22 protein-coding genes and 1 tRNA gene are annotated in these 20,688 nt (G+C 42.9%); 6 read left to right on the top strand and 17 right to left on the bottom strand.

All coding sequences use genetic code 11. The annotated features are described in order from the left end of the window. Positions 1–187: 187 nt before the first annotated feature. Positions 188–829 carry a hypothetical protein gene (locus CRG89_RS08440; RefSeq protein ID WP_148695096.1) on the bottom strand — a complete coding sequence of 214 codons (642 nt, stop codon included), beginning with the start codon at positions 827–829 and terminating at the stop codon, positions 188–190. Positions 830–1,020: 191 nt separating this feature from the next. On the opposite strand from CRG89_RS08440, the gene CRG89_RS08435 reads away from it, so the two are divergent. The 3 genes from CRG89_RS08435 (at position 1,021) to CRG89_RS08425 (ending at position 3,175) form a co-directional block, all read left to right on the top strand. Further along, the gene (locus tag CRG89_RS08435; RefSeq protein WP_103287803.1) at positions 1,021–1,254 is read left to right on the top strand and encodes an Lrp/AsnC family transcriptional regulator; all 234 of its coding nucleotides are present in this window, start codon (positions 1,021–1,023) and stop codon (positions 1,252–1,254) included. Positions 1,255–1,262: 8 nt separating this feature from the next. Further along, on the top strand, positions 1,263–2,663 hold the full coding sequence (locus CRG89_RS08430) for a tRNA(Ile)(2)-agmatinylcytidine synthase (RefSeq protein WP_103287802.1): 1,401 nt from the start codon (positions 1,263–1,265) through the stop codon (positions 2,661–2,663). A gap of 68 nt (positions 2,664–2,731) precedes the next feature. Beyond that, entirely contained in the window at positions 2,732–3,175 is a 444-nt protein-coding gene (locus CRG89_RS08425; protein ID WP_103287801.1) for a hypothetical protein, read from the top strand. A 23-nt stretch (positions 3,176–3,198) separates the two neighbouring features. On the opposite strand, the gene CRG89_RS08420 is transcribed toward CRG89_RS08425, so the two are convergent. After that, positions 3,199–3,297, bottom strand: a tRNA-Met gene (locus CRG89_RS08420). Between the two features lie 129 nt (positions 3,298–3,426). Here CRG89_RS08420 and CRG89_RS08415 point away from each other — a divergent pair. From CRG89_RS08415 to CRG89_RS08405, 3 genes are read left to right on the top strand one after another with little or no spacing between them, the layout of a single operon-like run. Beyond that, positions 3,427–4,521 carry a PQQ-dependent sugar dehydrogenase gene (locus CRG89_RS08415; protein ID WP_103287800.1) on the top strand — a complete coding sequence of 365 codons (1,095 nt, stop codon included), beginning with the start codon at positions 3,427–3,429 and terminating at the stop codon, positions 4,519–4,521. Between the two features lie 39 nt (positions 4,522–4,560). Further along, positions 4,561–6,210 (top strand): ArnT family glycosyltransferase, encoded by a 1,650-nt coding sequence (locus CRG89_RS08410; RefSeq protein ID WP_158648800.1) that lies wholly within the window; start codon positions 4,561–4,563, stop codon positions 6,208–6,210. Positions 6,211–6,212: 2 nt separating this feature from the next. After that, positions 6,213–7,481 (top strand): hydroxymethylglutaryl-CoA reductase, degradative, encoded by a 1,269-nt coding sequence (locus tag CRG89_RS08405; protein WP_103287798.1) that lies wholly within the window; start codon positions 6,213–6,215, stop codon positions 7,479–7,481. 271 nt (positions 7,482–7,752) lie between these two features. Here the strand turns inward: CRG89_RS08405 and CRG89_RS08400 are convergent, their stop codons facing one another. The 15 genes from CRG89_RS08400 to CRG89_RS08335 form a co-directional block, all read right to left on the bottom strand. Further along, on the bottom strand, positions 7,753–8,541 hold the full coding sequence (locus tag CRG89_RS08400) for an acylphosphatase (protein WP_158648799.1): 789 nt from the start codon (positions 8,539–8,541) through the stop codon (positions 7,753–7,755). 24 nt (positions 8,542–8,565) lie between these two features. Then, the gene (locus CRG89_RS08395) at positions 8,566–8,781 is read right to left on the bottom strand and encodes a hypothetical protein (RefSeq protein ID WP_148695097.1); all 216 of its coding nucleotides are present in this window, start codon (positions 8,779–8,781) and stop codon (positions 8,566–8,568) included. Between the two features lie 49 nt (positions 8,782–8,830). After that, complete coding sequence (locus CRG89_RS08390; protein ID WP_217349408.1) at positions 8,831–9,997, bottom strand: HesA/MoeB/ThiF family protein; 1,167 nt, start codon at positions 9,995–9,997, stop codon at positions 8,831–8,833. After that, positions 9,960–10,262, bottom strand: a complete 303-nt coding sequence (locus tag CRG89_RS09020; protein ID WP_197706654.1) for a MoaD/ThiS family protein — start codon at positions 10,260–10,262, stop codon at positions 9,960–9,962. Before CRG89_RS09020 ends, CRG89_RS08390 begins: the two co-directional genes overlap by 38 nt. Before the next feature lie 17 nt (positions 10,263–10,279). Continuing rightward, entirely contained in the window at positions 10,280–11,521 is a 1,242-nt protein-coding gene (thrC, locus tag CRG89_RS08385) for a threonine synthase (protein ID WP_103287795.1), read from the bottom strand. Positions 11,522–11,692: 171 nt separating this feature from the next. Then, positions 11,693–12,022 carry a phosphoribosyl-AMP cyclohydrolase gene (hisI, locus tag CRG89_RS08380; RefSeq protein ID WP_103288008.1) on the bottom strand — a complete coding sequence of 110 codons (330 nt, stop codon included), beginning with the start codon at positions 12,020–12,022 and terminating at the stop codon, positions 11,693–11,695. A 186-nt stretch (positions 12,023–12,208) separates the two neighbouring features. After that, a complete protein-coding gene (gene hisF / locus CRG89_RS08375) occupies positions 12,209–12,982 on the bottom strand; it encodes an imidazole glycerol phosphate synthase subunit HisF (RefSeq protein WP_168174153.1) in 774 nt (257 codons plus the stop codon). A gap of 34 nt (positions 12,983–13,016) precedes the next feature. After that, positions 13,017–13,739 (bottom strand): 1-(5-phosphoribosyl)-5-[(5-phosphoribosylamino)methylideneamino]imidazole-4-carboxamide isomerase, encoded by a 723-nt coding sequence (locus tag CRG89_RS08370; protein ID WP_103287794.1) that lies wholly within the window; start codon positions 13,737–13,739, stop codon positions 13,017–13,019. Positions 13,740–13,802: 63 nt separating this feature from the next. Then, a complete protein-coding gene (gene hisH / locus CRG89_RS08365; RefSeq protein WP_103287793.1) occupies positions 13,803–14,417 on the bottom strand; it encodes an imidazole glycerol phosphate synthase subunit HisH in 615 nt (204 codons plus the stop codon). Between the two features lie 143 nt (positions 14,418–14,560). Then, positions 14,561–15,148: an imidazoleglycerol-phosphate dehydratase HisB gene (gene hisB, locus CRG89_RS08360; protein WP_103287792.1), complete on the bottom strand. Its 588-nt coding sequence runs from the start codon at positions 15,146–15,148 to the stop codon at positions 14,561–14,563. Positions 15,149–15,207: 59 nt separating this feature from the next. Beyond that, positions 15,208–16,248 carry an HAD family hydrolase gene (locus CRG89_RS08355; protein ID WP_148695098.1) on the bottom strand — a complete coding sequence of 347 codons (1,041 nt, stop codon included), beginning with the start codon at positions 16,246–16,248 and terminating at the stop codon, positions 15,208–15,210. Between the two features lie 31 nt (positions 16,249–16,279). Beyond that, positions 16,280–17,365 (bottom strand): pyridoxal phosphate-dependent aminotransferase, encoded by a 1,086-nt coding sequence (locus tag CRG89_RS08350; protein WP_158648798.1) that lies wholly within the window; start codon positions 17,363–17,365, stop codon positions 16,280–16,282. Between the two features lie 38 nt (positions 17,366–17,403). Beyond that, complete coding sequence (gene hisD / locus CRG89_RS08345) at positions 17,404–18,807, bottom strand: histidinol dehydrogenase (RefSeq protein ID WP_103287789.1); 1,404 nt, start codon at positions 18,805–18,807, stop codon at positions 17,404–17,406. Beyond that, positions 18,791–19,765, bottom strand: coding sequence for an ATP phosphoribosyltransferase (gene hisG / locus CRG89_RS08340; protein WP_103287788.1), 975 nt, complete (start codon positions 19,763–19,765; stop codon positions 18,791–18,793). The genes hisD and hisG overlap by 17 nt, the downstream gene beginning before the upstream one ends. 89 nt (positions 19,766–19,854) lie before the next feature. Further along, a complete protein-coding gene (locus CRG89_RS08335; RefSeq protein ID WP_103287787.1) occupies positions 19,855–20,649 on the bottom strand; it encodes a DUF8196 domain-containing protein in 795 nt (264 codons plus the stop codon). Positions 20,650–20,688 lie beyond the last annotated feature (39 nt).

Genomic DNA, 20,688 nt, shown 5'->3' with positions numbered 1-20,688 from the left:
CGTAGGTACGTTGAATACAATATAGCTAGCTTCTATGGAGGCTGGGTTAACAGGGTTGTGGCACACCTTTGCTTCTAAGTGCAAGCTTTGGTTCTAAGAAGGGATGAAGTGGGAGCCTAGAAGGGCAATGAGCACTAGACCTATGAACACCTTAAAAGTAAGAATCTCCCGACTTTCGTGGAGAGTGTCAAATATAGGTAGCATATAGCCTTATGCCTCTCTCTGCAGCCTCCCCCTCTGCCTCTGGCCTTATCGTATGCCCAAAGATGAACTTGAACGCATCTATGTTCTTGAATGCCTCATCGAACCTCCTAACATCGCTCCTATCTATCCTCCCCTTTACCTCTCCTATTATAGTGATATCCTTACCATCTCTGCCTTTACCCTTCACGTACACATCAACCTCCCTCTCCTTGTTATCAACCCTTATGTGATACCTCAACCTTATATCACCCCTCCTTATAGTTATCCCCTCATCCATCAACAGTCTAGGCAGTTTAGTAGCTGCTATCTCTTCAAGTGTAAATCCAAAGTTATTTGCAAGTCTGCCTACATCCTTTCTTAGTGATGCAATGGCTAGTTCTGTCTTTGTTTGGGTATCGATAAGCCTTGCTACAGAATCCTGTAACCTTGCTACAGAATCCTCCAGTTTTGCTACAGAATCCTGTAACCTTGCTACAGAATCCTCCAGTTTTGCTACAGAATCCTGTAACCTTGCTACAGATGCCCTTATATCCTCCAACCCTATAAGCCCTGCCACTGCATACCTGAACTCCTCATCCTCCTTGAGCATCCGTAACATACCTTTCTTGAACTCTTCATCATACATACTATACATTATTGGCAAGAATCTGTATATAAATCGTCTCTAGCCTTGAGGTGTTTACAGATGGGAGTGTGAATTGATTAAAAAGATTAGTTGCTCATAATAAATATTAATCCATTTTAGAGCTCTTAAGATATAAATTAAAAGGGTAGATTGGTAAAAATATTTAATAACATGCATTAACAATAAACTACATGCCAATAGCATTCGTGCTCATAAATGCAGAGATGGGCTCAGAGGAGGCATTGATAAAGGAGTTGAAGCAGTTAGATGGTGTTAAAGAGGTGTACACAGTATATGGTGTATATGATATAATAGCGAAGGTTGAGAGTGATAGCATGGAGAAGGTAAAGGAGACGATAACATGGAAGATAAGGAGGCTACCAAACGTAAGATCTACATTAACCATGATAGTGATTGAGAGTTAAGGGTTAGGATGGTGCTACTGATAGGCATAGATGATACAGATAGCAGGCAGGGTAGGTGTACAACACACCTTGCGTATAGGATAGTGGATTTTTTGTTCTCAAATGGTTATGAGGTTGAAGAGTACCCCTTCCTTGCAAGGTTGAACCCAAACATACCATGGAAGACTAGGGGCAATGGTGCTGTATGCATAAAGGTTAAGGCGGATATGGAGAGCAGGGAAGGGGAGCATGTTATGCAGATAGTGAAGGAGATGGTTGAGAGCAACTCCATGCTAGGCTATGGAGCAAACCCTGGTATAGTATTCCTTGGCAGATGCAAGAATATCGAGCCTATAGTAAGGTTTGCTAACGATGCTCTATGGAGGGTTATGAGCATAAGAGGTGCAATAAAGGTTATTGAGGAGTGCAAGAATTATGATTCTAGTATAGAGTACTATGCTATGGGCAACGGGCAAGGGATAGTTGGAGCATTGGCATCCATAGGATTAGCATCATCAATGCTTGATGATTATACATTTGAGGTTATAGCATATAGAAGGCAGGAGATGTGTGGGCTACCAAGGCTTGTGGATGAGGCTAGCGTTATGATGATGGACAAGGCTACCCATCCATACACATTCAACAACTATGACTACAAGCATGCTAGAGTGCTTATAACACCACATGGCCCAGATCCTGTACTCTTTGGTATTAGAGGTGATGATCCATGCATCCTTCTAGATGCACTCTCCATGCTAAAGGTTCATGAACCCCTTGAAGGTTATATGTTATTCAGGAGCAACCAAGGTACAAATGCACATCTAGCAAATATGCTTGACGCTAGCAATCTTAAGGCATACACATCTGGCTACATTCAGGGTAGAGTAGCATCTGAGCCATTAGCAATAGAGGGAGGGCATACATTCTTTGCATTGGAGTGTTATGGCAATAATGGTTATGGCAGTGGTGATGAAGATGGCTATGGTAAGGGTAATGTGTTATGTGCAGTATATGAGCCTACAGGGCTCAGTCCTATAGCACAGGCTCTGAGCATAGGTGATGTGCTTGAGGTTGGAGGAGGAGTTAGAAAGGGTACAAGCAAGCATCCCAAGGTGCTTAATGTTGAGTACATCAAGGTTGTTGATCTTGCAAGGAAGGTAAGGTACATGAATCCATTATGTATATGTGGCAAGAGGTTAAAGTCTGAGGGTAAGGGCAAGGGTTATGGGTGCAAGAAGTGTGGCTACAGGGTTAGGGATGCTGAGAAGGTAGATGTAGAGGTTGCAAGGGATCTAAGGCTAGGGCTTTACCTTCCAGATGCAAAGGCACACAGACATCTAACAAAGCCCTTGCATAGATACGGTATAAAGCCAGGCTGTATGAGGTTGGATATAGATTGGTTCAACAACAATAGCAGATTCACTCGCTAGCATGTCATCCTCATCAATTGGGTTTAAATACATAATGTTAAGTAAGAGGAGGAGAAGGAGGAGGATGGATGGGTATAGGTGTTGTTGATGATGATAATAATAATACTCTAGCATATCTGGAGACGCTATGCAAGAGGGCAGAGATGAACCTAGCCCTAATAGTAGCAGGGGATGATGATATAGATCTGAGCATTAAAGGTAAGAGTAACACCATCTATATACTAGAGTTGGATACAGGAAGTGGTGTTGCTGGTGGAAGGGTAGGAGGATTTGGTTCGAGGAGGTTCAAGATGATACATCTATTCAGGCTGGAGGATGGAAGGTGTGTTAAGATGAAGAGCATAAAGTTAGAAGGTGATTATGATGATGAGGAGGAGATAGATGCAGTAGTAGCAGGAGGGTATGTTGTAAGGTTACCTATAAGGCTTAGTGATGGTAGAGAGGTTATGGCATCATGCTTGATAGATCAATACGCTGTAAGATTACTCAACTCTAGATTTGGTATAGTGTAGTTAGTAGCTTTCATTAGCAGTAATGGTAGCGGGGGGTGGATTTGAACCACCGCTCTGCGGGTCTCTCACCATTCATTACTATAGGTTATGAGCCCGCCGGGATAACCAGGCTTCCCCACCCTTGTAGGGCATCTACCATCTAGCACTGCTGACCTTAATCAGCAGTATGCATGTATGCCTCGCTACTCCCCACTACCAACCCATCTTATGAAGAGTCTTTTATTAAACCTTATTATCTACCAATAGGAGGGATGATGATGAATAGGCTACTCATAGCAGGTCTGATAGCTGGGGCTACAGTTATGGCTCTTCTCTTAGCATTGCCTAGAGGCGGGGTACCCTTACCTGAACCAGAGAAGAGGTTGGAGGTTATAGCAAAGAACCTTGAGGTGCCATGGAGTATGGATATGGATCATGATGATGGTATCTTATACTTCACTGAGCGTGTTGGTAGACTTAACATCATAGATAAGGATGGTACTGTAAGGACCATATACTCAAGGGAGGTAGCAAGCATAGGGGAGGCAGGGTTGCTTGGTCTAGCATTAGATCCAGAGTTCAAGAGCAATGGCTACATATACCTTTACTACACATACTCCACAGAATCAGGCTTATTCAACAGGGTAGTTAGGCTTGAGAAGGTTGGTGCTGATGGTAACTATAGGGAGCATGTACTGCTAGATGGTATACCTGGAGGAGAGATACACAATGGAGGTAGGATAAAGTTTGGACCAGATGGGATGCTCTACATAACAACTGGGGATGCAGGTAGAGCAGAACTTGCACAGGATGTAAACTCCCTAGCAGGTAAGATACTTAGGATAAGGAAGGATGGCTCGATACCAGAGGATAACCCATTCAATAACGCTGTATACTCATATGGGCATAGGAACCCTCAAGGGCTTGCATGGCACCCTACAAGCAAGAACCTATATGCTACTGAGCATGGTCCAGTAGCAGAGGATGAGATAAACCTGATAAGAAAGGGGGCAAACTATGGATGGCCTATAGAGACATGCTCCAAAGCTGAGAGGTATGAGAAGCCTATCCTCTGCTATACTGTGAGCATAGCCCCAGCAGGTGCAGCATTTGCAGAGTATGGAGGTAGCATGAGCCTATTCTACGCAACACTAAGAGGCCAGCATGTTGAAAGGATAGTATTCGATGAGGGTGAGAATATTGTAAGAATAGAGAACTTCCTTACTGGCTTAGGTAGGATAAGGGATGTGTATGCCAACAAGGATGGCTACCTTTACATAGCAACAAGTAATAGAGATGGAAGAGGCATACCGATAGGGGATGATGATAGGATAGTTAGGGTGAGACTAACAGATATTACAGATTAAACCTATAAGATATTTAAATGATAGTGTATTAGTTGAGTGGTGAGGAACGAATGGTTCATACCTCTCTCAGTAGCTGTTGTAGGTATTGTAACATCATTGCTCCTCCTCTACTCTCATGATGGATATGCACTGCTATACTATGGTGATTCTGTATCCCATCTAGTAGGCTCAAGGAAGATCGTAGATTGGGAGAATCCAGGCTTGGAGCAGATAGGCACTGTATGGTTACCCCTGCCACATATACTGTTCCTTGTCCCATCTCTAATAGATCCTCTATTCACAACAGGTCTTGCAGGTACAGTGATAAGCCTGCCATCTCTAGCATTCACTACACTACTCATCTACAGGGTTATGAGGGATCAGGGTAGCATAATCCATCCCTCTACCAAAGATCATCGCATAGCGTATCTGCTTGCACTGCTCTACGCCTTCAACCCCAACATGATGTACCTAGGCATAGTTGCCATGACTGAAGCACTATTCATGCTATTTCTAGTAGCATCAATATACTACTTTCAAAGATGGCTACTACAGGGATGCTCTACAAGGAATCTACTACTATGCTCCTTGTTCATATCACTTGCAACACTCTGCAGGTATGAGAGTTGGTTCCTTCCTATACTTCTCATAGCAGTTGTCTTTACATCTGCAGTAAGGAATAGAAGCAAGGATAACGAACTGCAATTACTACCCATCATCACCTCATTACTCTCAACCACTGGCATAGCAATATGGTTAGCATGGAACTACTACATCTATGGAGATCCATTTGAGTTCAGTAATGCAGAGTACTACTCTGCTGCATGGTATGCTATACACAATCAATATCATGAGAGGTACTTCATGAATCCCTTGAATGTTTTTAGTGTTTATATGTATAACACAATTCATCTATACGGTCCTCTACTCCTAACTGGTATAACAGGAGGGTATTCCATCTATCATAGGAGTGCAAAGGATAGGATGGGGGTGATGATGATTATCATCCTCTTGCTATTCCTACTTCTTCCTCCAACATTCACAATAGTATCCATGCTTATAGGTGTAGGGGAGATGGATTATGCGTATAACTCAAGGTTCACAATACTGTTAGCCCCTCTCTTGTTCATCACGACCTTCCTCTTCCTCAATAGACTATCAGTGTACAGATGGTACATCATTACACCACTACTACTATTGCTAGTGCTATGGAACCCTCTTTTCTTGAGACTTGGAGTTGTTACATACATAGATGCTTATGCTGGTTACTCAACAAAGGATACACAACTTGCTGTTGATGCTGGAGAGGCATTGAGATCACTCTATGATAGGGGTAGGATAATGATACTTGCTGGTTCCATACTAGAGCATAGGATAATGATAACCTCTAACATTGCTCTAAACAGGTTTGATGAGATGGCTGATCATAGCACTTGGAAGGATTCCTTCAAGAGCCCATGGCTTTACGATAGATGGCTAATAATATCAAAGAGACCAGTGCATGACGCAACTAATGTTATAACACATTGGTTGGAGAGGGAGGAAGAACTCTTGATGCATTACAAGGTAGTTTACGAGAATGAGAACTATAAGATAATGAGGCTTATAGTGTTGGTTACAATCAATGAGTATTATAGTAACAACAGTAATAGCAGCAGTAGTAATAGACAAGAAAGCTTATTTTATAATGCACCTACCTATCCTAGGTAGATATGAGGTTCTATGAGCTTGATAGGGAAGGGAGGTTAGCGGTACTCAAGGATCATGCTTCCCTTACAGATGAGGATGTAGAGATTCTAAGAGAAGGTTCTGGGATAGACTTTAAGATGGCAGATAGCATGATTGAGAATGCTGTATCCTTCATCTCCTATCCATTGGGCATAGCAACACACTTCCTCATAAATGGCAAGGAGTACCTTGTGCCTATGGCCATAGAGGAGCCATCTGTTGTAGCAGCAGCAAGCAAGGGTGCAAAGGTTGCTAGGTTGAGGGGAGGGTTCACAGCCCATGCAGACCCTTCAATTATGATAGGACAGGTACAGGTCAAGGGTATCAAGGATCTTGGAAGGGCGGTGGAGGATGTGATGAAGAGTAAGGATGAACTATTGAGCATAGCAAACAGCAAGAGCAGTTTAGCAAGAAGGAATGCTGGTGCAAGGGATCTTAGGTGCAGGGTTATAGATACTGATAGTAGAGGTAAGATGCTTATAGTTGAGTTGCTTGTGGACGTGAAGGATGCCATGGGTGCAAATGTTATCAATACAATGTGTGAATCAATAGCACCTAGGATAGAGAGTATAACAAATGGTAGAGTACTCCTAAGGATACTCTCCAACTACGCTACCCATAGGCTTGTTAGGGCAACTGCAAGGTTTGCTAGGGAGGAGGTTGGTGATGATGCAGTGGAGGGGATATTGGATGCATATGCGTTTGCAGAAGCAGATGTGTATAGATGTGTTACACACAACAAGGGTGTTATGAATGGTATAATAGCCGTTGCGCTTGCAACTGCACAGGATACAAGGGCAATAGAGGCTGGTGCACATGCCTATGCTTGTAGGGATGGTAGATACTCATCCTTAACCCATTGGAGCAGGGATAGCAATGGAGACCTTGTAGGAAGCATAGAACTTCCCTTAGCTGTTGGCACTGTAGGAGGGCTAACATCTACACACCCAATAGCAAGGTTATCCTTGAAGATACTCAAGGTTGAGAGTGCTAGGGAGTTAGCATGTGTGATGGCATCTGTTGGGTTGGCACAGAACTTCTCTGCACTCTATGCTCTAGTAAGAGAAGGGATACAGGCTGGACATATGCGCCTTCATGCAAGGAAGGTAGCAATGCTTGCTGGTGCTGAAGGTAATATGCTTGATGAGGTTGCTGAGAGGCTTGCCAGAGAAGGTAATATAACGGTTGAGCATGCAAGGCAGATAATGCAGGAGATAACTCATGATATTAGCGATGGCAAAAAAGTAAGATGATGGTAAATTAAAGCAGATATTGATGCATAGCCACATATGCTTGCATATAAGCTTATAGTTAGAGGTAGGGCAGATCGTAAGTTAACATCTAGAATTATACGCTATTATCTTGATAATCTCCTGCTGACAGAGGTTAGGATATAAGCCCTACTTGCTTTCAGAGATGAGGCTTACAAGAGGGCTAGAGTTGGATATTATGCTATGCTAACCCAACATTAATATCTGCATTATTTGTTAATTAATTGCTCCCCTTATAATATGATGGGATTACTTACTGCTTCTGCTCTCTCTGCTCCTCCAACCTTATCAGTCTATTCAGTATATCTGCAAGCATATTCATTGCTCTAGTAAGATCTACCCTAGTCTCCTCATTACTCCTCTTCAACTCATTAAGGATGAGTGTTAACTTCTCAGATATCTCCCCATATTTAGCCTCTATAGCCTTAAAGTTTAGATCAGTCCTATCTGAGAATGCCCTTATCTCCTGCTTCAGATCATCCCTAACCCCTCTAACCTCCTGCTTTAGTTCAGCAAAGTTAGCATCAGTCCTATCTGAGAATGCCCTTATCTCCTGCTTAAGCTCAGCAAAGTTAGCATCTGTTCTGCAAGCAAATGACCTTAGTTCTTGCTTAAGCTCAGCAAAGTTTGTATCTGTTCTACTAGCAAACTCTCTAAACTCACCAACGTATGATCTAAACTCACCAACGTATGATCTAAACTCCTGTCTGTAATCATCAAACACACTCTGCATTGCACCAAATCCTTCCTGTAGTTCATCACCCAACTCACCATATACTATCTTGAATGACTTGAGATCCTCAACCTCTGCAGGTATGATCTCTACAGACGCTACATATGCTGGGGATGGTGCACTCTTGACCAGTTCTATGAACCTCTTCAATACATTCTCATCATCAGCTTGAGCATGTATATGCACAGAGTCATCATCCTCATTCCTAACATTACCCTTGAGTCCTAGGGCTCTAGCATGCTCTAGAACATATCTTCTAAACCCTACCCTCTGAACCTTACCTCTAACTATAAGCTTATATGCAAGCACAATGCAGATTAATGCTAAGGGTATTTAAGATTTGCTTAGACCCAATCCTAGACCTTGCTGCTTGCTCTCCTTGCTCTCTTCTCTTCTTGAAAGATCTATACCATATATCTCCCTCAACCTCTCATCATAGCATTTACCACATACAAACCCTGGTATACCATATCTCTCAAGCCTGTATGGAAATGTTATCTTTGACCCACATATACTACATCTATCTTTGCCTTTATCAAATATGCCCATGATCCTCCACGCACCTCCAGTGATCTGCCTTCTGCATACATATAAGCAATCATTGCTTAACTTCAACCATAGCATTGTATAGGTTTAGGGCAGCATCCTCACTCTCAACCCCAACTACCACTGCTGCACCAGATCTGAGCACGCTGAAGCTCCTCCCATCGCTAACAAGGGTTATGCCCATCTCACCCCTACTCTTCTCCTTGAAGCCTAGGGATGATGCCTTCCTTGCTACAGCATCAAGGTCTATGGCAAGTATGCCCTTTGGTGTTATTGAGAATGTCCTCTTACCCATATCCCTCCCACATAACTCTTCAACCTTGAATACAATGCTACCACTAGCAGTAGTAGTGGCAACTACTCTCTTACCCCTGTTTATTCCATTACATATACAATGCTCATTCCTGCTAACATCTATTGTAGAGAATGAGAGATCGTTAAGATCTATGTAGAGTAACTTGTTTAGAAGTACAGGCTCTTGACCGGTTATTATCCTAACCGCTTCTGAGACTTGAACAGCACTAACCATGTACAGTATGGATGGATGCACACCCTCTATGCTGCATGTTGGCATCTCATCATCACTCAACTCAGGGAATATACACCTTATGCATGCACTCCTTCCTGGGAGAACGGTACATGCTGAGCCAAGCATGCCAAGTGCACCACCATACACATACGGTATCCCTGCCCTAACACATGCATCGTTTAGAGCATACCTTGCATCTATGCTATCCAAACCATCTATTACTAGATCACATCCCTTTACTACATCATCAGCAGTCCCTTCGTTTATAGATACTGCTAAAGGCTCTACATCAACGCTAGGGTTTATAGCCTTCAACCTAGATGCTGCTGCCTCAACCTTAACCTTGCCTATATCAGCATCTGTGTAGAGCATCTGCCTATGCAGATTCGATAACTCTACAACATCCCTATCAACAAGCCTTATATAACCTACACCCATGGCAGTTAACTGCATCGCTATTGGGGAGCCTAAGCCTCCAGCACCAGTTATGCATACTCTAGCATTCCTTAACCTTAACTGACCTTCATAACCTATGCTATCAAGCATTATCTGCCTTGAGTAGCGCTCCACCTCATCCTCACTAAGCTCTGTAACCTTCCTCCTCTCCCTTGAAACCTCTCTTCCCATCTGCTCCTCCATCTCCTTTACCCCATTACCCATAGCCATACCCTTTACTGTTACCTCCAGCAACTGCAGGGAGTATAACTACGCTATCTCCATCATTCAACCTTGCATCTAGCCCTCCAGAGAATCTTGAATTCCTACCATTTATGTATATGTTGATTAGTGCCTTTGGCTTACCATTGCTATCTAGTACCTTTCTAGCAAAGTCATTGCCCATCATCTTCACTAAACTATCTATAGCATCCTTGAGTGTATCAGCCTCAACGCTAACCTTCCTCTCACCAGCATTCTTATTGAGTACAGATGGTATCGTTACCTCAACCCTTGCCATCCCATACCACCACCATACTACGTGCCAGCAATACTAATCATCTCTACAACATCCATATAATTAGGTTTAACTATCCTTGGCTTCCTAAGCAACCCTTCTATGGCATCTATGCTCTTAAGACCATTGCCAGTTATGTAGCATACAACATGCTCATCCTTGTCTATCCTTCCATCCTCAACTAACCTCTTCAGTGATGCTACAGCAACTCCTCCAGCAGGCTCTGTGAATATCCCTTCATACCTTGCTAGAAGGAGTATAGCATCCCTTATCTCATCATCATCAGGATCCTCAGCATAGCCATTGAACTGCCTAAGCCTCCTTAAGGCATATATCCCATCCCCAGGATCTCCTATCGCTAGACTCTTCGCTATGGTGTTTGGGTACTCAACTGGCACTATCTCATCCCTGTTACCCTTGAATGCTTCAACTATTGGGGAGCATCCCTTTGCCTGTGCTGCTGTAACCTTCACATTATCTATACCATCAACAAGGTTAAGTTCGTACAACTCCTCAAGCCCTCTACATATTGCATTGAGCATTGCACCACTTGCAACTGGCACTATGAGATGGTCTGGAACCTTCCAGTTGAGTTGCTCAACAACCTCATATGCTAGAGTCTTTGAGCCCTCAACATAATACGGTCTTAGGTTCACATTTACTATACCTATTGGCTTTGCATCTGAGATCTGTGCTGCTATCCTGTTTGCATCATCATATGTACCATCAACAGCAATGAACTCAGCCCCATACGCTAATGCTTGAGCAATCTTTGCATACTCTATATCCTTTGGTGCAAATATGTAGCATGGGAGGTCTGCCTTTGCTGCATGTGCTGCAGTTGCACTTGCCAGATTGCCTGTTGATGCACACCCAACAGCCTTAAGACCCATCTCCCTTGCCTTGGATACAGCAACACCAGCAGGTCTATCCTTGAATGAGAAGGTTGGATTAACACTATCGTTCTTGAGGTAGAGATTTCCTGCTCTAAGGCCTAGGGCATCAGCAAGCCTATCTGCCCTATGGAGGGGTGTGAACCCTGCCTCTAAACTCACTATATTTGCCTTCTCTGCTATTGGGAGCAACTCAAAGTAGCGCCAGTAACTCTTCTCCCTGTTTGCAAAGGTATCCCTGCTAACCTTTATCGAACCATAATCGTATGTAACATCCAGTGGTCCAAGGCATTCATCGCATATGTACTTGAGGGTTGGCTCATACTCCTGCTTGCACTCTCTACACCTCAACGCATTTACAATACCCATGAGCAAGACACCTATACTAGATGAGCAAATAAAGATAACTAATTTAAAGTTTAATATTACTGAAATTTCCTAACGATAATATATAGCATTACTTTACATATTGTACCTTAATAGGTTATAAATTATAAGTGTATATGCTTACCAAGTAAATATTTGAAGGATATATATAAATCATCTGATTAATCTGTTATGGAAGCATGTCCTGTTCCCTGTATGGCATGCTGGTCCACCACTCTCAACCAGATAGATTAGAGCATCACTATCGCAATCAACTAGCACATCCTTCACATACTGAACATTACCAGACTCTTCACCCTTCATCCATAGCCTCTTCCTTGACCTACTCCAGAACCATGCCTTGCCAGTCTGTATGGTAAGTTGTAGTGCCTCCTTGTTTGCATATGCAAGCATGAGCACATCCTTGCTCTTTATATCCTGCACTATCACAGGGATCAACCCTTCAGATTTAGTAAAGTCCACATCATCTATGCTTACCTGCATGAGGCTACATAGCATTAACCCATTAAAAATATTATCGCTTCTAAGTGCTTGAAGGGGTTATGATAATTTGCATAGGTTCTGTTATTCAATACTACGGAGGTTACCTTTATGAGGTCATGGGCTAACTACAAATTTGGATGTTACACTCTTAACTCCTTATCATTGGCTACTAACACAAAAGCAAAACTAGCAGATCCTAACCTCTACCCCATTATCCTTGAGATATCGCTTTACATCCCTTACCGTATACTCACCATAATGGAAGATGGATGCAGCAAGGGCAGCATCTGCACCTGTCTCCCTGAACAATGCAAGCATATGCTCTGGGCCTCCAGCACCACCAGATGCTATAACAGGTATATTAACTGCCTTGCACACCTGAGCAGTCAACTCAAGATCATAACCATCCTTCGTACCATCCTTATCTATGCTTGTTAGCAACAGTTCCCCAGCACCAAGGCTCTCTGCCCTTCTAGCCCACTCAACAGCATCCATACCAGTTGGTCTCTTCCCTCCATATATGTACACCTCATAGAAGATCTTCTCCCCATCCCTCATGCTCCTCTTCGCATCTATAGCAACTACAACACACTGCTTACCAAATACATCCTTCAGTTCAGTTATAAGGGAGGGGTTCTTCACAGCAGCAGTATTTACTGATACCTTATCTGCACCAGCAAGTAGTATGGCTCTAGCATCATCCATGCTCCTTATACCCCCTCCAACTGTGAACGGTATATCTATTGCCCTTGCTACACTCTTAACCACTTCTACCATGGTTGCCCTATGCTCTTCACTAGCAGTTATATCCAAGAATACAAGTTCATCAGCACAGTCACTGCTATAATGCTTAGCCAACTCAACTGGATTGCCAGCATCCCTTATATCCTTGAAGTGTATACCCTTCACAACTCTACCCTTATCAACATCTAGGCATGGGATTATCCTCTTTGCAAGCAATATCACCAACTCCTACATCACATCACTAATTTAATTATAATGTGGATAGCCTCTTTGCCTCTCCAACCCTTATCCTACCTTCATACAGTGCCTTGCCTAGTATAACAGCATATGCACCAGCATCCCTAGCAATCTTAACATCATCAAGCGTTGCTATCCCTCCAGATGCTATGATCTCAAGCCCTGCTCTATTAGCATCCTTCATTATCTTAATGGATGTATTGCTCAAGCCTAGCATCGTACCATCCCTTGCAGTATCTGTTACAAGGAACCTCTTAACTCCTAATGAGGAGAAGTGCTTTAACGCATCCTCCATGCTTACACCAGTGCTATCCCTCCAACCATGGATCTTAACAATACCATCCTCATGGTCCAATGCAACTATTATCCTCTCATAGCCGTGGAGTTCAAGCAATTTAGTTAATGCATGCTCATCCTTGAATGCAAGTGTAGCAAGGACTACAGCATGTACATGCTCAAGCATAGATACAGCAGCATCAAAACTCCTTATACCCCCAGCAGCCTGCACTGGTACGCTTACACTCCTGCTTATCCTCTCTACAATTGCTCTATGGTTTGTTGCTAGTGAGAGTGTTGCATTAAGATCAACGACATGGAGGGCATCTGCACCCTCTCTTACCCATGCCTTTGCTACTTCTAAAGGATCATCACTATACACAGTCTGCTTCGATGGATCACCCTTGGTTAACCTTACAACCTTGCCATCCATTAGGTCTATAGCAGGTATTATCTTCATACCCCTAACCTAGCCTAACCTTACTCTTATTCCTCCTCCTTATAAGATAAGATGGGATTGGGATCATCTCTTGAGATAGTTAAGGAAGTTGCTTAGCATATGCATCCCATCAGAGCCAGACTTCTCTGGATGGAACTGTGTACCAAAGAGGTTGCCATACTCTATTACTGCTGGGAACTCAACACCATACTCAGATCTTGCACTAACAACTCTAGCATCCTTTGGTCTTGCATGGTATGAGTGTACAAAGTACACCCATGTGCCATCATCTATACCATTCAGTAGAACACTATTACTACTGTTAGCATTTATCCTTAACCTATTCCATCCCATATGAGGGATCTTAACGCTCCTAGGCAGCATCACAACCTCTCCAGCAAGTATACTCAACCCTGGAAGGGTACCTTCTTCACTCCTCTCGAAGAGCATCTCCATGCCTAGGCATATGCCTAACATGGGCATACCAGAGCCTATAGCCTCAAGTAACCTATCCTTGTAAGGCATGATACTCTTCATTGCAGGATCGAAGTTACCTACACCTGGAAGGATTAGTGCTTTATATACATCAAGGTTATCCATACTCCTTATCACTTCCACATCTACACAAAGCCTCTCAAGTGCAACCTTTATGCTGAATATGTTGCCAGCACCATAATCGAATATAGCAATCTTGCTCATTCTATTTGATGTGGTGAAGACTCTAATTTATCTATTGTCTATCCTTAGAGTATGAATTAATTAGGAAGAAGGATAAGGGATATAACTTCAGATATGTATGTTCTACCATTAATAGAAAGATAGGTATAGGGCTTGATCTCCTGTTAGATGGTACCCTTTGTACTTGCTATACCCTTCCTTGGGTTTATCACTGCTGCATTCCTCAATGCTACTCCCAACGCCTTGCATGCTGCCTCAACCTTATGGTGATCATTGCTCCCATACTGCACCACCACATGTATACATGCATTAAGGTTCAATGCAAAGGATGTGAAGAAGTGCTCTATATCCTCCTTTACCATATCCTCAACACCATTAGCCAACTTCAGATCTATAGCATGATATGCCCTTCTCACAAGATCCAATGCTACAAATGCCAATGCATCATCCATAGGCACCATTGCATAACCAAACCTCTCTATACCATCTCTACTACCCAATGCCTTGTCAAGTGCACTAGCAAGTGTTATTGCAACATCCTCTATGAGATGATGCCTTATACCATCCTTGCTTACACCCTTCAACCTGATATCTATGAGGGAGTGTTTTGATATAGATGCTATCATATGGTCTAGGAACCTTATCCCAGTCTCTACACTGTATAAGCCATTCCCATCCAGATCAACCTCAACCTCTACACTTGTCTCATTTGTATACCTCTCTACCCTAGATCTCCTCTCCTTCTCCTGCATCTAACGATAAGATGATGCTATGGTGTTATATAAAGGGAAGGTATAAACTATCACAATGTTTAAAGTAGCCTAAGCAGTAGGTTGACATTCTCTATTATAGCATCACTTCCCATATTTATGAACATCTGCTTCTGCTTCTCAGCATCTATGCTTGTGCCATACACACCAACGAAGTATGTTCTGTAGCCATGATCGTTGGATGCACTCCTTGCCATTATAAGATCCTCTGCAGAGTCCCCAACAACTATTGCATTGTTAACATTCATAACCTTCATTGACTTGAGAAGTGCATATGGGTTAGGCTTAACAACATTCATCCTTAAACCATTCCTCTTCACATACTTATCCTCATCCTCTATGAACACAGATGCCTTTAGATTGAAGTACCCTAGCAGATCCCTCAATGCATACTCTGCTGCTATCCTACTCCTTCCAGATACTATTGCTACCTTACCATCAAACCTCTCATTGAGCATGCTTAGACAATCCTTGCTTACAACAACCTCATCATACTCTATGAACCCCCTGCCATGGTTGAATCTAGGCTCTATACCATGCATAGCAATGAATAGTTCCTTACCATAGAAGAGTTCATCGAAGAGAGTAGCTAGCATGCTTGAACCTACAAGCCCAGGGTAGCCAGTGTACTCTCTAGCAGCCTTAACAACATGAGCCTTACCAATACTTGCTAGATACTCCTCAACAGACTCTACTCCTCTAGAGTCAGCATGCCTTGCAATCTCATGTGCAAAGATCCTTGCATTATCAACATCAGCATGGTTGCTATCATCATTATAGGCTAGTGCTGCAAGTATGCATGCAAAAGTAGTATCAACATCGTTATTGAATCCACCGCTCATCCTAAATGCAAGTATCATCTGCTCATCAACGAAATCCTTCCATTCATCACCAAGCATGGATGAGAGTATCCTTCCTGCAGTCTCTACAATACATGCATTGTAAGATCTGTTTATCCTTACAAGTGTACCATCACAATCTAGCACTATAGAATCAGCATTCAATGAAGACTGGTCTATGTTGTTCTTTATTGCTATACCATCCATTATATCCCTATACTTCATGCCTAGCCTATGCTGCATATCTACCACTTTTAAATCTAATTAATTCATGCTATAATCTACCAACTATCTTTGCAAGACCATTGAGCAGCATCTCATTCATATCCCTACTACCTACAGTAGCCCTCAAGCACCCCTTGTAGCCTCCAACTCTACCTATCTTCCTGATGAGTATACCTTCCTCATCCCTTAACCTTCTATACACATCCTCATATCCATCAAGATCGAAGAGTATAAAGTTAGCATCAGACTTGAATGCCCTTATGCCTAGTATACTCATCTGCTCATAGAGCCATCCCCTCTCAGCCTTGAGGTACTCTATAACCCTTTTAACCTGCTCAGACCTCTTCAGGATTGAGATTGCAGCCTTTAGAGAGATGCTGCTAACAGCATAGGGGTATTGGATGACCCTGTTGAATACATCAGCCATCTCCTTGCATGCTATTGCATAACCAACCCTTGCACCAGCAAGCCCAAATGCCTTAGAGAATGTTCTAAAGATTATAAGGTTATCTCTCTCCACTGCTAGATCCTTCAATGAGTATCCTGCAAACTCTGCATAAGCCTCATCAACCATGACTAGACCATTGAACCTCTCTATAACATCAAGCATTAAATCTTTAGCAAACTGGTTACCTGTAGGGTTGTTTGGAGAGGGTATGTAGAATATATCTGCACTGCTCTTGAGTATGCTATCTGCACTGAATGAGAAGTTATCATCAAGCATAACCTCCTCAACCTCTATGCCATGGAGTAGGCATCTATCCTTATAGAATGTGAAGGTTGGGTTAACAGTTATGCTCCTACGCCCATAACCAAATGCTACAAGTGCAAGGTCTATGAGTTGATCTGATCCATTGCCTATCACAATGTTATCCTTGCTCAAACCAAGATAGGATGATATGGATGATCTCAACTCATCATACTGCTCTGGATAGAACCTTGGGTCTACGCCATCCAATGCCTCCTGCATAACCTCCCTAACAAACTCAAGAGGGAGTGCAATATTCTCATTGGTATCCATCCTGATTGGGCTATGTGAGCCTGACCTTGGTTGATGTTGTGGCCTCTCTGGCTTTGTGTAGCCCTCTAGCCTACTCAACCTCTCCAGCCTATGCCTCAACCACCCTATCCTCATAACCATCCCTCATACTAGTTAGTTAGCATCATGATCAATCAATCAGTTAGATAGATAGATAATCTAGACTCAACAGCCCTGTAATGGTTCTCAAGCCCCTCAGCCCTTGCAATATGCTTCACCACACCTGCTATATCCTTAAGATCCTCCCTACTCAACTCAACTATGCTTAATGGCTTGAGGAAGTCTAGGCATGTTAGTGATGCCCTTGCCTTAGCAGAGCCCATGGTTGGGAGTACATGGTTGGTGCCAGTGTAGTAATCACTTGCTGGGGATGGTGAGTTGTTGCCTATGAGCATCATACCTGCAGAGTCTATACCCTCAATTATCCTATGCTTAACCTCATCACCAACCATAACTTGGAGATGCTCTGGTGCAAACTCGTTGGCAAACTCTATAGCATACTTCTCATCCTTGCAGATTGCTATGAACCCATTACTTGAGAGGCTCTCCCTCACAATCTCCCCTCTACTTACATTTGGGAGCAGTGATGTAAGTTCATCAACAACCTTATAGGCTAGGGTATCTGACCATGTTATGAGCCCACACAGTGTATCTGGAGCATGCTCAGCCTGTGCTATAAGATCCAATGCTATGTACCTTGGATCTGCTGTACCATCTGCAACTACAAGGAGCTCTGTTGGTCCTGCAAGCATATCTATTGCTACACTACTTGAGACTATATGCTTGGCTATTGTAACTGCCAAGCCCCCAGGTCCAACTATCTTGCTCACTGGCTTTATGCTCTCACTCCCATATGCCATTGCTGCAATTGCCTGTGCACCTCCTACCCTGTAAACCTCATCCACACCTGCTATATCTGCTGCAATGAGTGTTAGAGGATCTACACTACCTTTGCCTTTGCCATTGCCATTGCCTTTGCCATCGCCATTGGTGTTGGGGGTTGGAGGGGTACATGCTATTACTCTCTTAACACCAGCAACCCTTGCTGGCACTACACACATTAGCATGCTGCTTGCATACCTTGCCTTGCCTCCAGGTATGTAGCATCCAACACTCCTCAATGGCTTGAATACCCTTGATACCTTGCTTGATCCTAGCATGATATGCATATCCTTTATGCATGATAGGAATGCCCTCTCAACCTCCTCAAGCCTACATCTTATAGCCCTTAATGCCTCAACCTCCTCCTTGCTTGCTAGAGTATATGCATGGTCTATCTCCTCCCTTGCTACCCTTAATGGTGTGGAGCCAAGGTCTACACCATCGAACTTGAGTGTGTAATCCCTTATTGCAGCATCTCCCCTAACCTTAACATCGTTAATTATGCTCCTGATCCTGTTAACCCTCTCCTCATCCATCACAACCTTATGCCTAAGCATATCTGCAGCGTATGCTGGGTCAACATCTAACCTCTCAACCCTTATTGGAGTGCTGTTGTTCTTCATCCTGTTACCATCTACGCTAGGTACTCTCCTCATCCTTCATTATCTCCTCCAATGCAAGTATCTGCCTAGGTTCATGCACAACAAGCCCTTGTGCTAACCTCCTTAGCATTGGGAGTATCCTTACAAACTCATCCTTGCTTATCACTGTGTTAACTGCATACCAACCTTCCTCACTCAATGGGCTTACTGTAGGTCTCTTCAGTGCTGGAAGACTCTTGAGCAGTTCTTGAAGGTTCTCAGCCTTGACATTTGCAAATATATGCAACTTCTTCCTGCTATCAACCACACCCTTGAGGAGTGTTAGCACATCGTATATCTTCACCCTCTTCTTTGGATCCTTTAACGATTCTTTGTTTGCTATAAGCACTGCAGTTGACTCCATTATACTCTCTACTGGCTTGAGGTTATTCTGCTCCAACGTTGTACCTGTCTCTGTTATATCTATTATTGCATCTGTATCCTCTGGAGGCTTTGCCTCAGTTGCACCAAATGATAGTATGATCTGAACCTTGCTATTGCTACCATTACTCCACCATGGTGTTATGACCATTGGTTCCTTATCACCATATAGCCTCTTATACTCCTCATTGCCCATAATGTACTTGCTTGAGATGTTGAGGTACTCTGTGGATATCCTTAAGGTTCTACCTTTATCTGCATAATCCTTAAGCATCTCTGCAAGTGTATTGTAGTTACTGCTCTTAGGTATAGCATAGACCAGCCTAACCCAACCATACTCAAGATCAAGCATAACCTTGACATCTGCACTGGTCTCAGTCACCCAGTCCTTGCCAGTTATACCTATATCGTAGAGCCCATTGCTTACAAATGTTGGTATCTCTTGAGGTCTGAGTATCTTCATCTGTATCTCTGGATCGTTAACTCTAACCCTGTAACTTCTCCCTTTACCATGCAGGGAGAACCATGCCTGCTCTATGAACCTATAAGTAGCCTCTTCTATACTGCCTTTGGGTATTGCAAACTTTATCATATGCTAGAGCAGATAGCAACCCTATATATAGGTAGGAGTGTAGAATCATTGGTATAACTACCTTGCGTAGAGTTATTGGTATAACTACCTTACCTATCAACTATCTTTAAACTAGTAAGCTCCCCCTTTGCTGTTACAAGCCATATGTTCCTTTTATTACCCTCATTAAGAGCATCTTGAGTAATCTGCATAGCATATATCACCTTTATCAACTTCTTCCTTATATATTGAGGGTATCTTGAGCATAATAGTTCTATATCCTTATCAACACTCTCAACCAGACTTGAACTTGCCCTAGTCTTAACCTCTCCTACTATACAGTACTCTGTATCTACACCATATATGTCTATTTCAATATCTGGTAGTTCTAATCTAGATATGCTTAATGTTAGCCCCTTCTCCCTTAGCATATACTGGATAACGTCTCTAGCCTCCTCTTCAAGTGTTAAAGATGTCTTTTCCATGTATGATTCTATGGATCTTAATCGCTTATCTATCCTCTTGAACTCCTCATCGTGCCTTCTGAAGCCTTCCTGCATATCCCTTCTAAGATTCTCTATACTCTCCCATACCCTCTTGAACTCCTCATCATGCCTTCTGAAGCCTTCAATCATATCCTGCCTTAACTTCTCTATACTCTCCCAATGCCTCTTCAACTCCTCATCGTGCCTTCTGAAGCCTTCCTGCATATCTTGCCTTAGTCTATTAGTCTCCTCTCTAAGCTTATTAGTCTCCTCTCTAAGATTCCTTAACTCTTCCTCTACCCTTGCTATCCTATCCAGTATCTCCTTGTAGCCTATTGCCCCTGCTACTGCATGCCTAAACTCCTTATCCTGTTCAAGCATGTCTAATATCTTCTTCTTCAACTCCTCATTGCTTAGCATAAGAATAGAAGGTAAGGAGCAATATATAAGGTAATATAA

It is taken from the genome of Candidatus Nitrosocaldus islandicus (assembly GCF_002906215.1).
Classification (GTDB): Archaea; Thermoproteota; Nitrososphaeria; order Nitrososphaerales; family Nitrosocaldaceae; genus Nitrosocaldus; species Nitrosocaldus cavascurensis.
The sequence above is the reverse complement of the archived record's forward strand: the minus strand, read 5'-3'. Positions and strand labels throughout refer to the sequence as shown.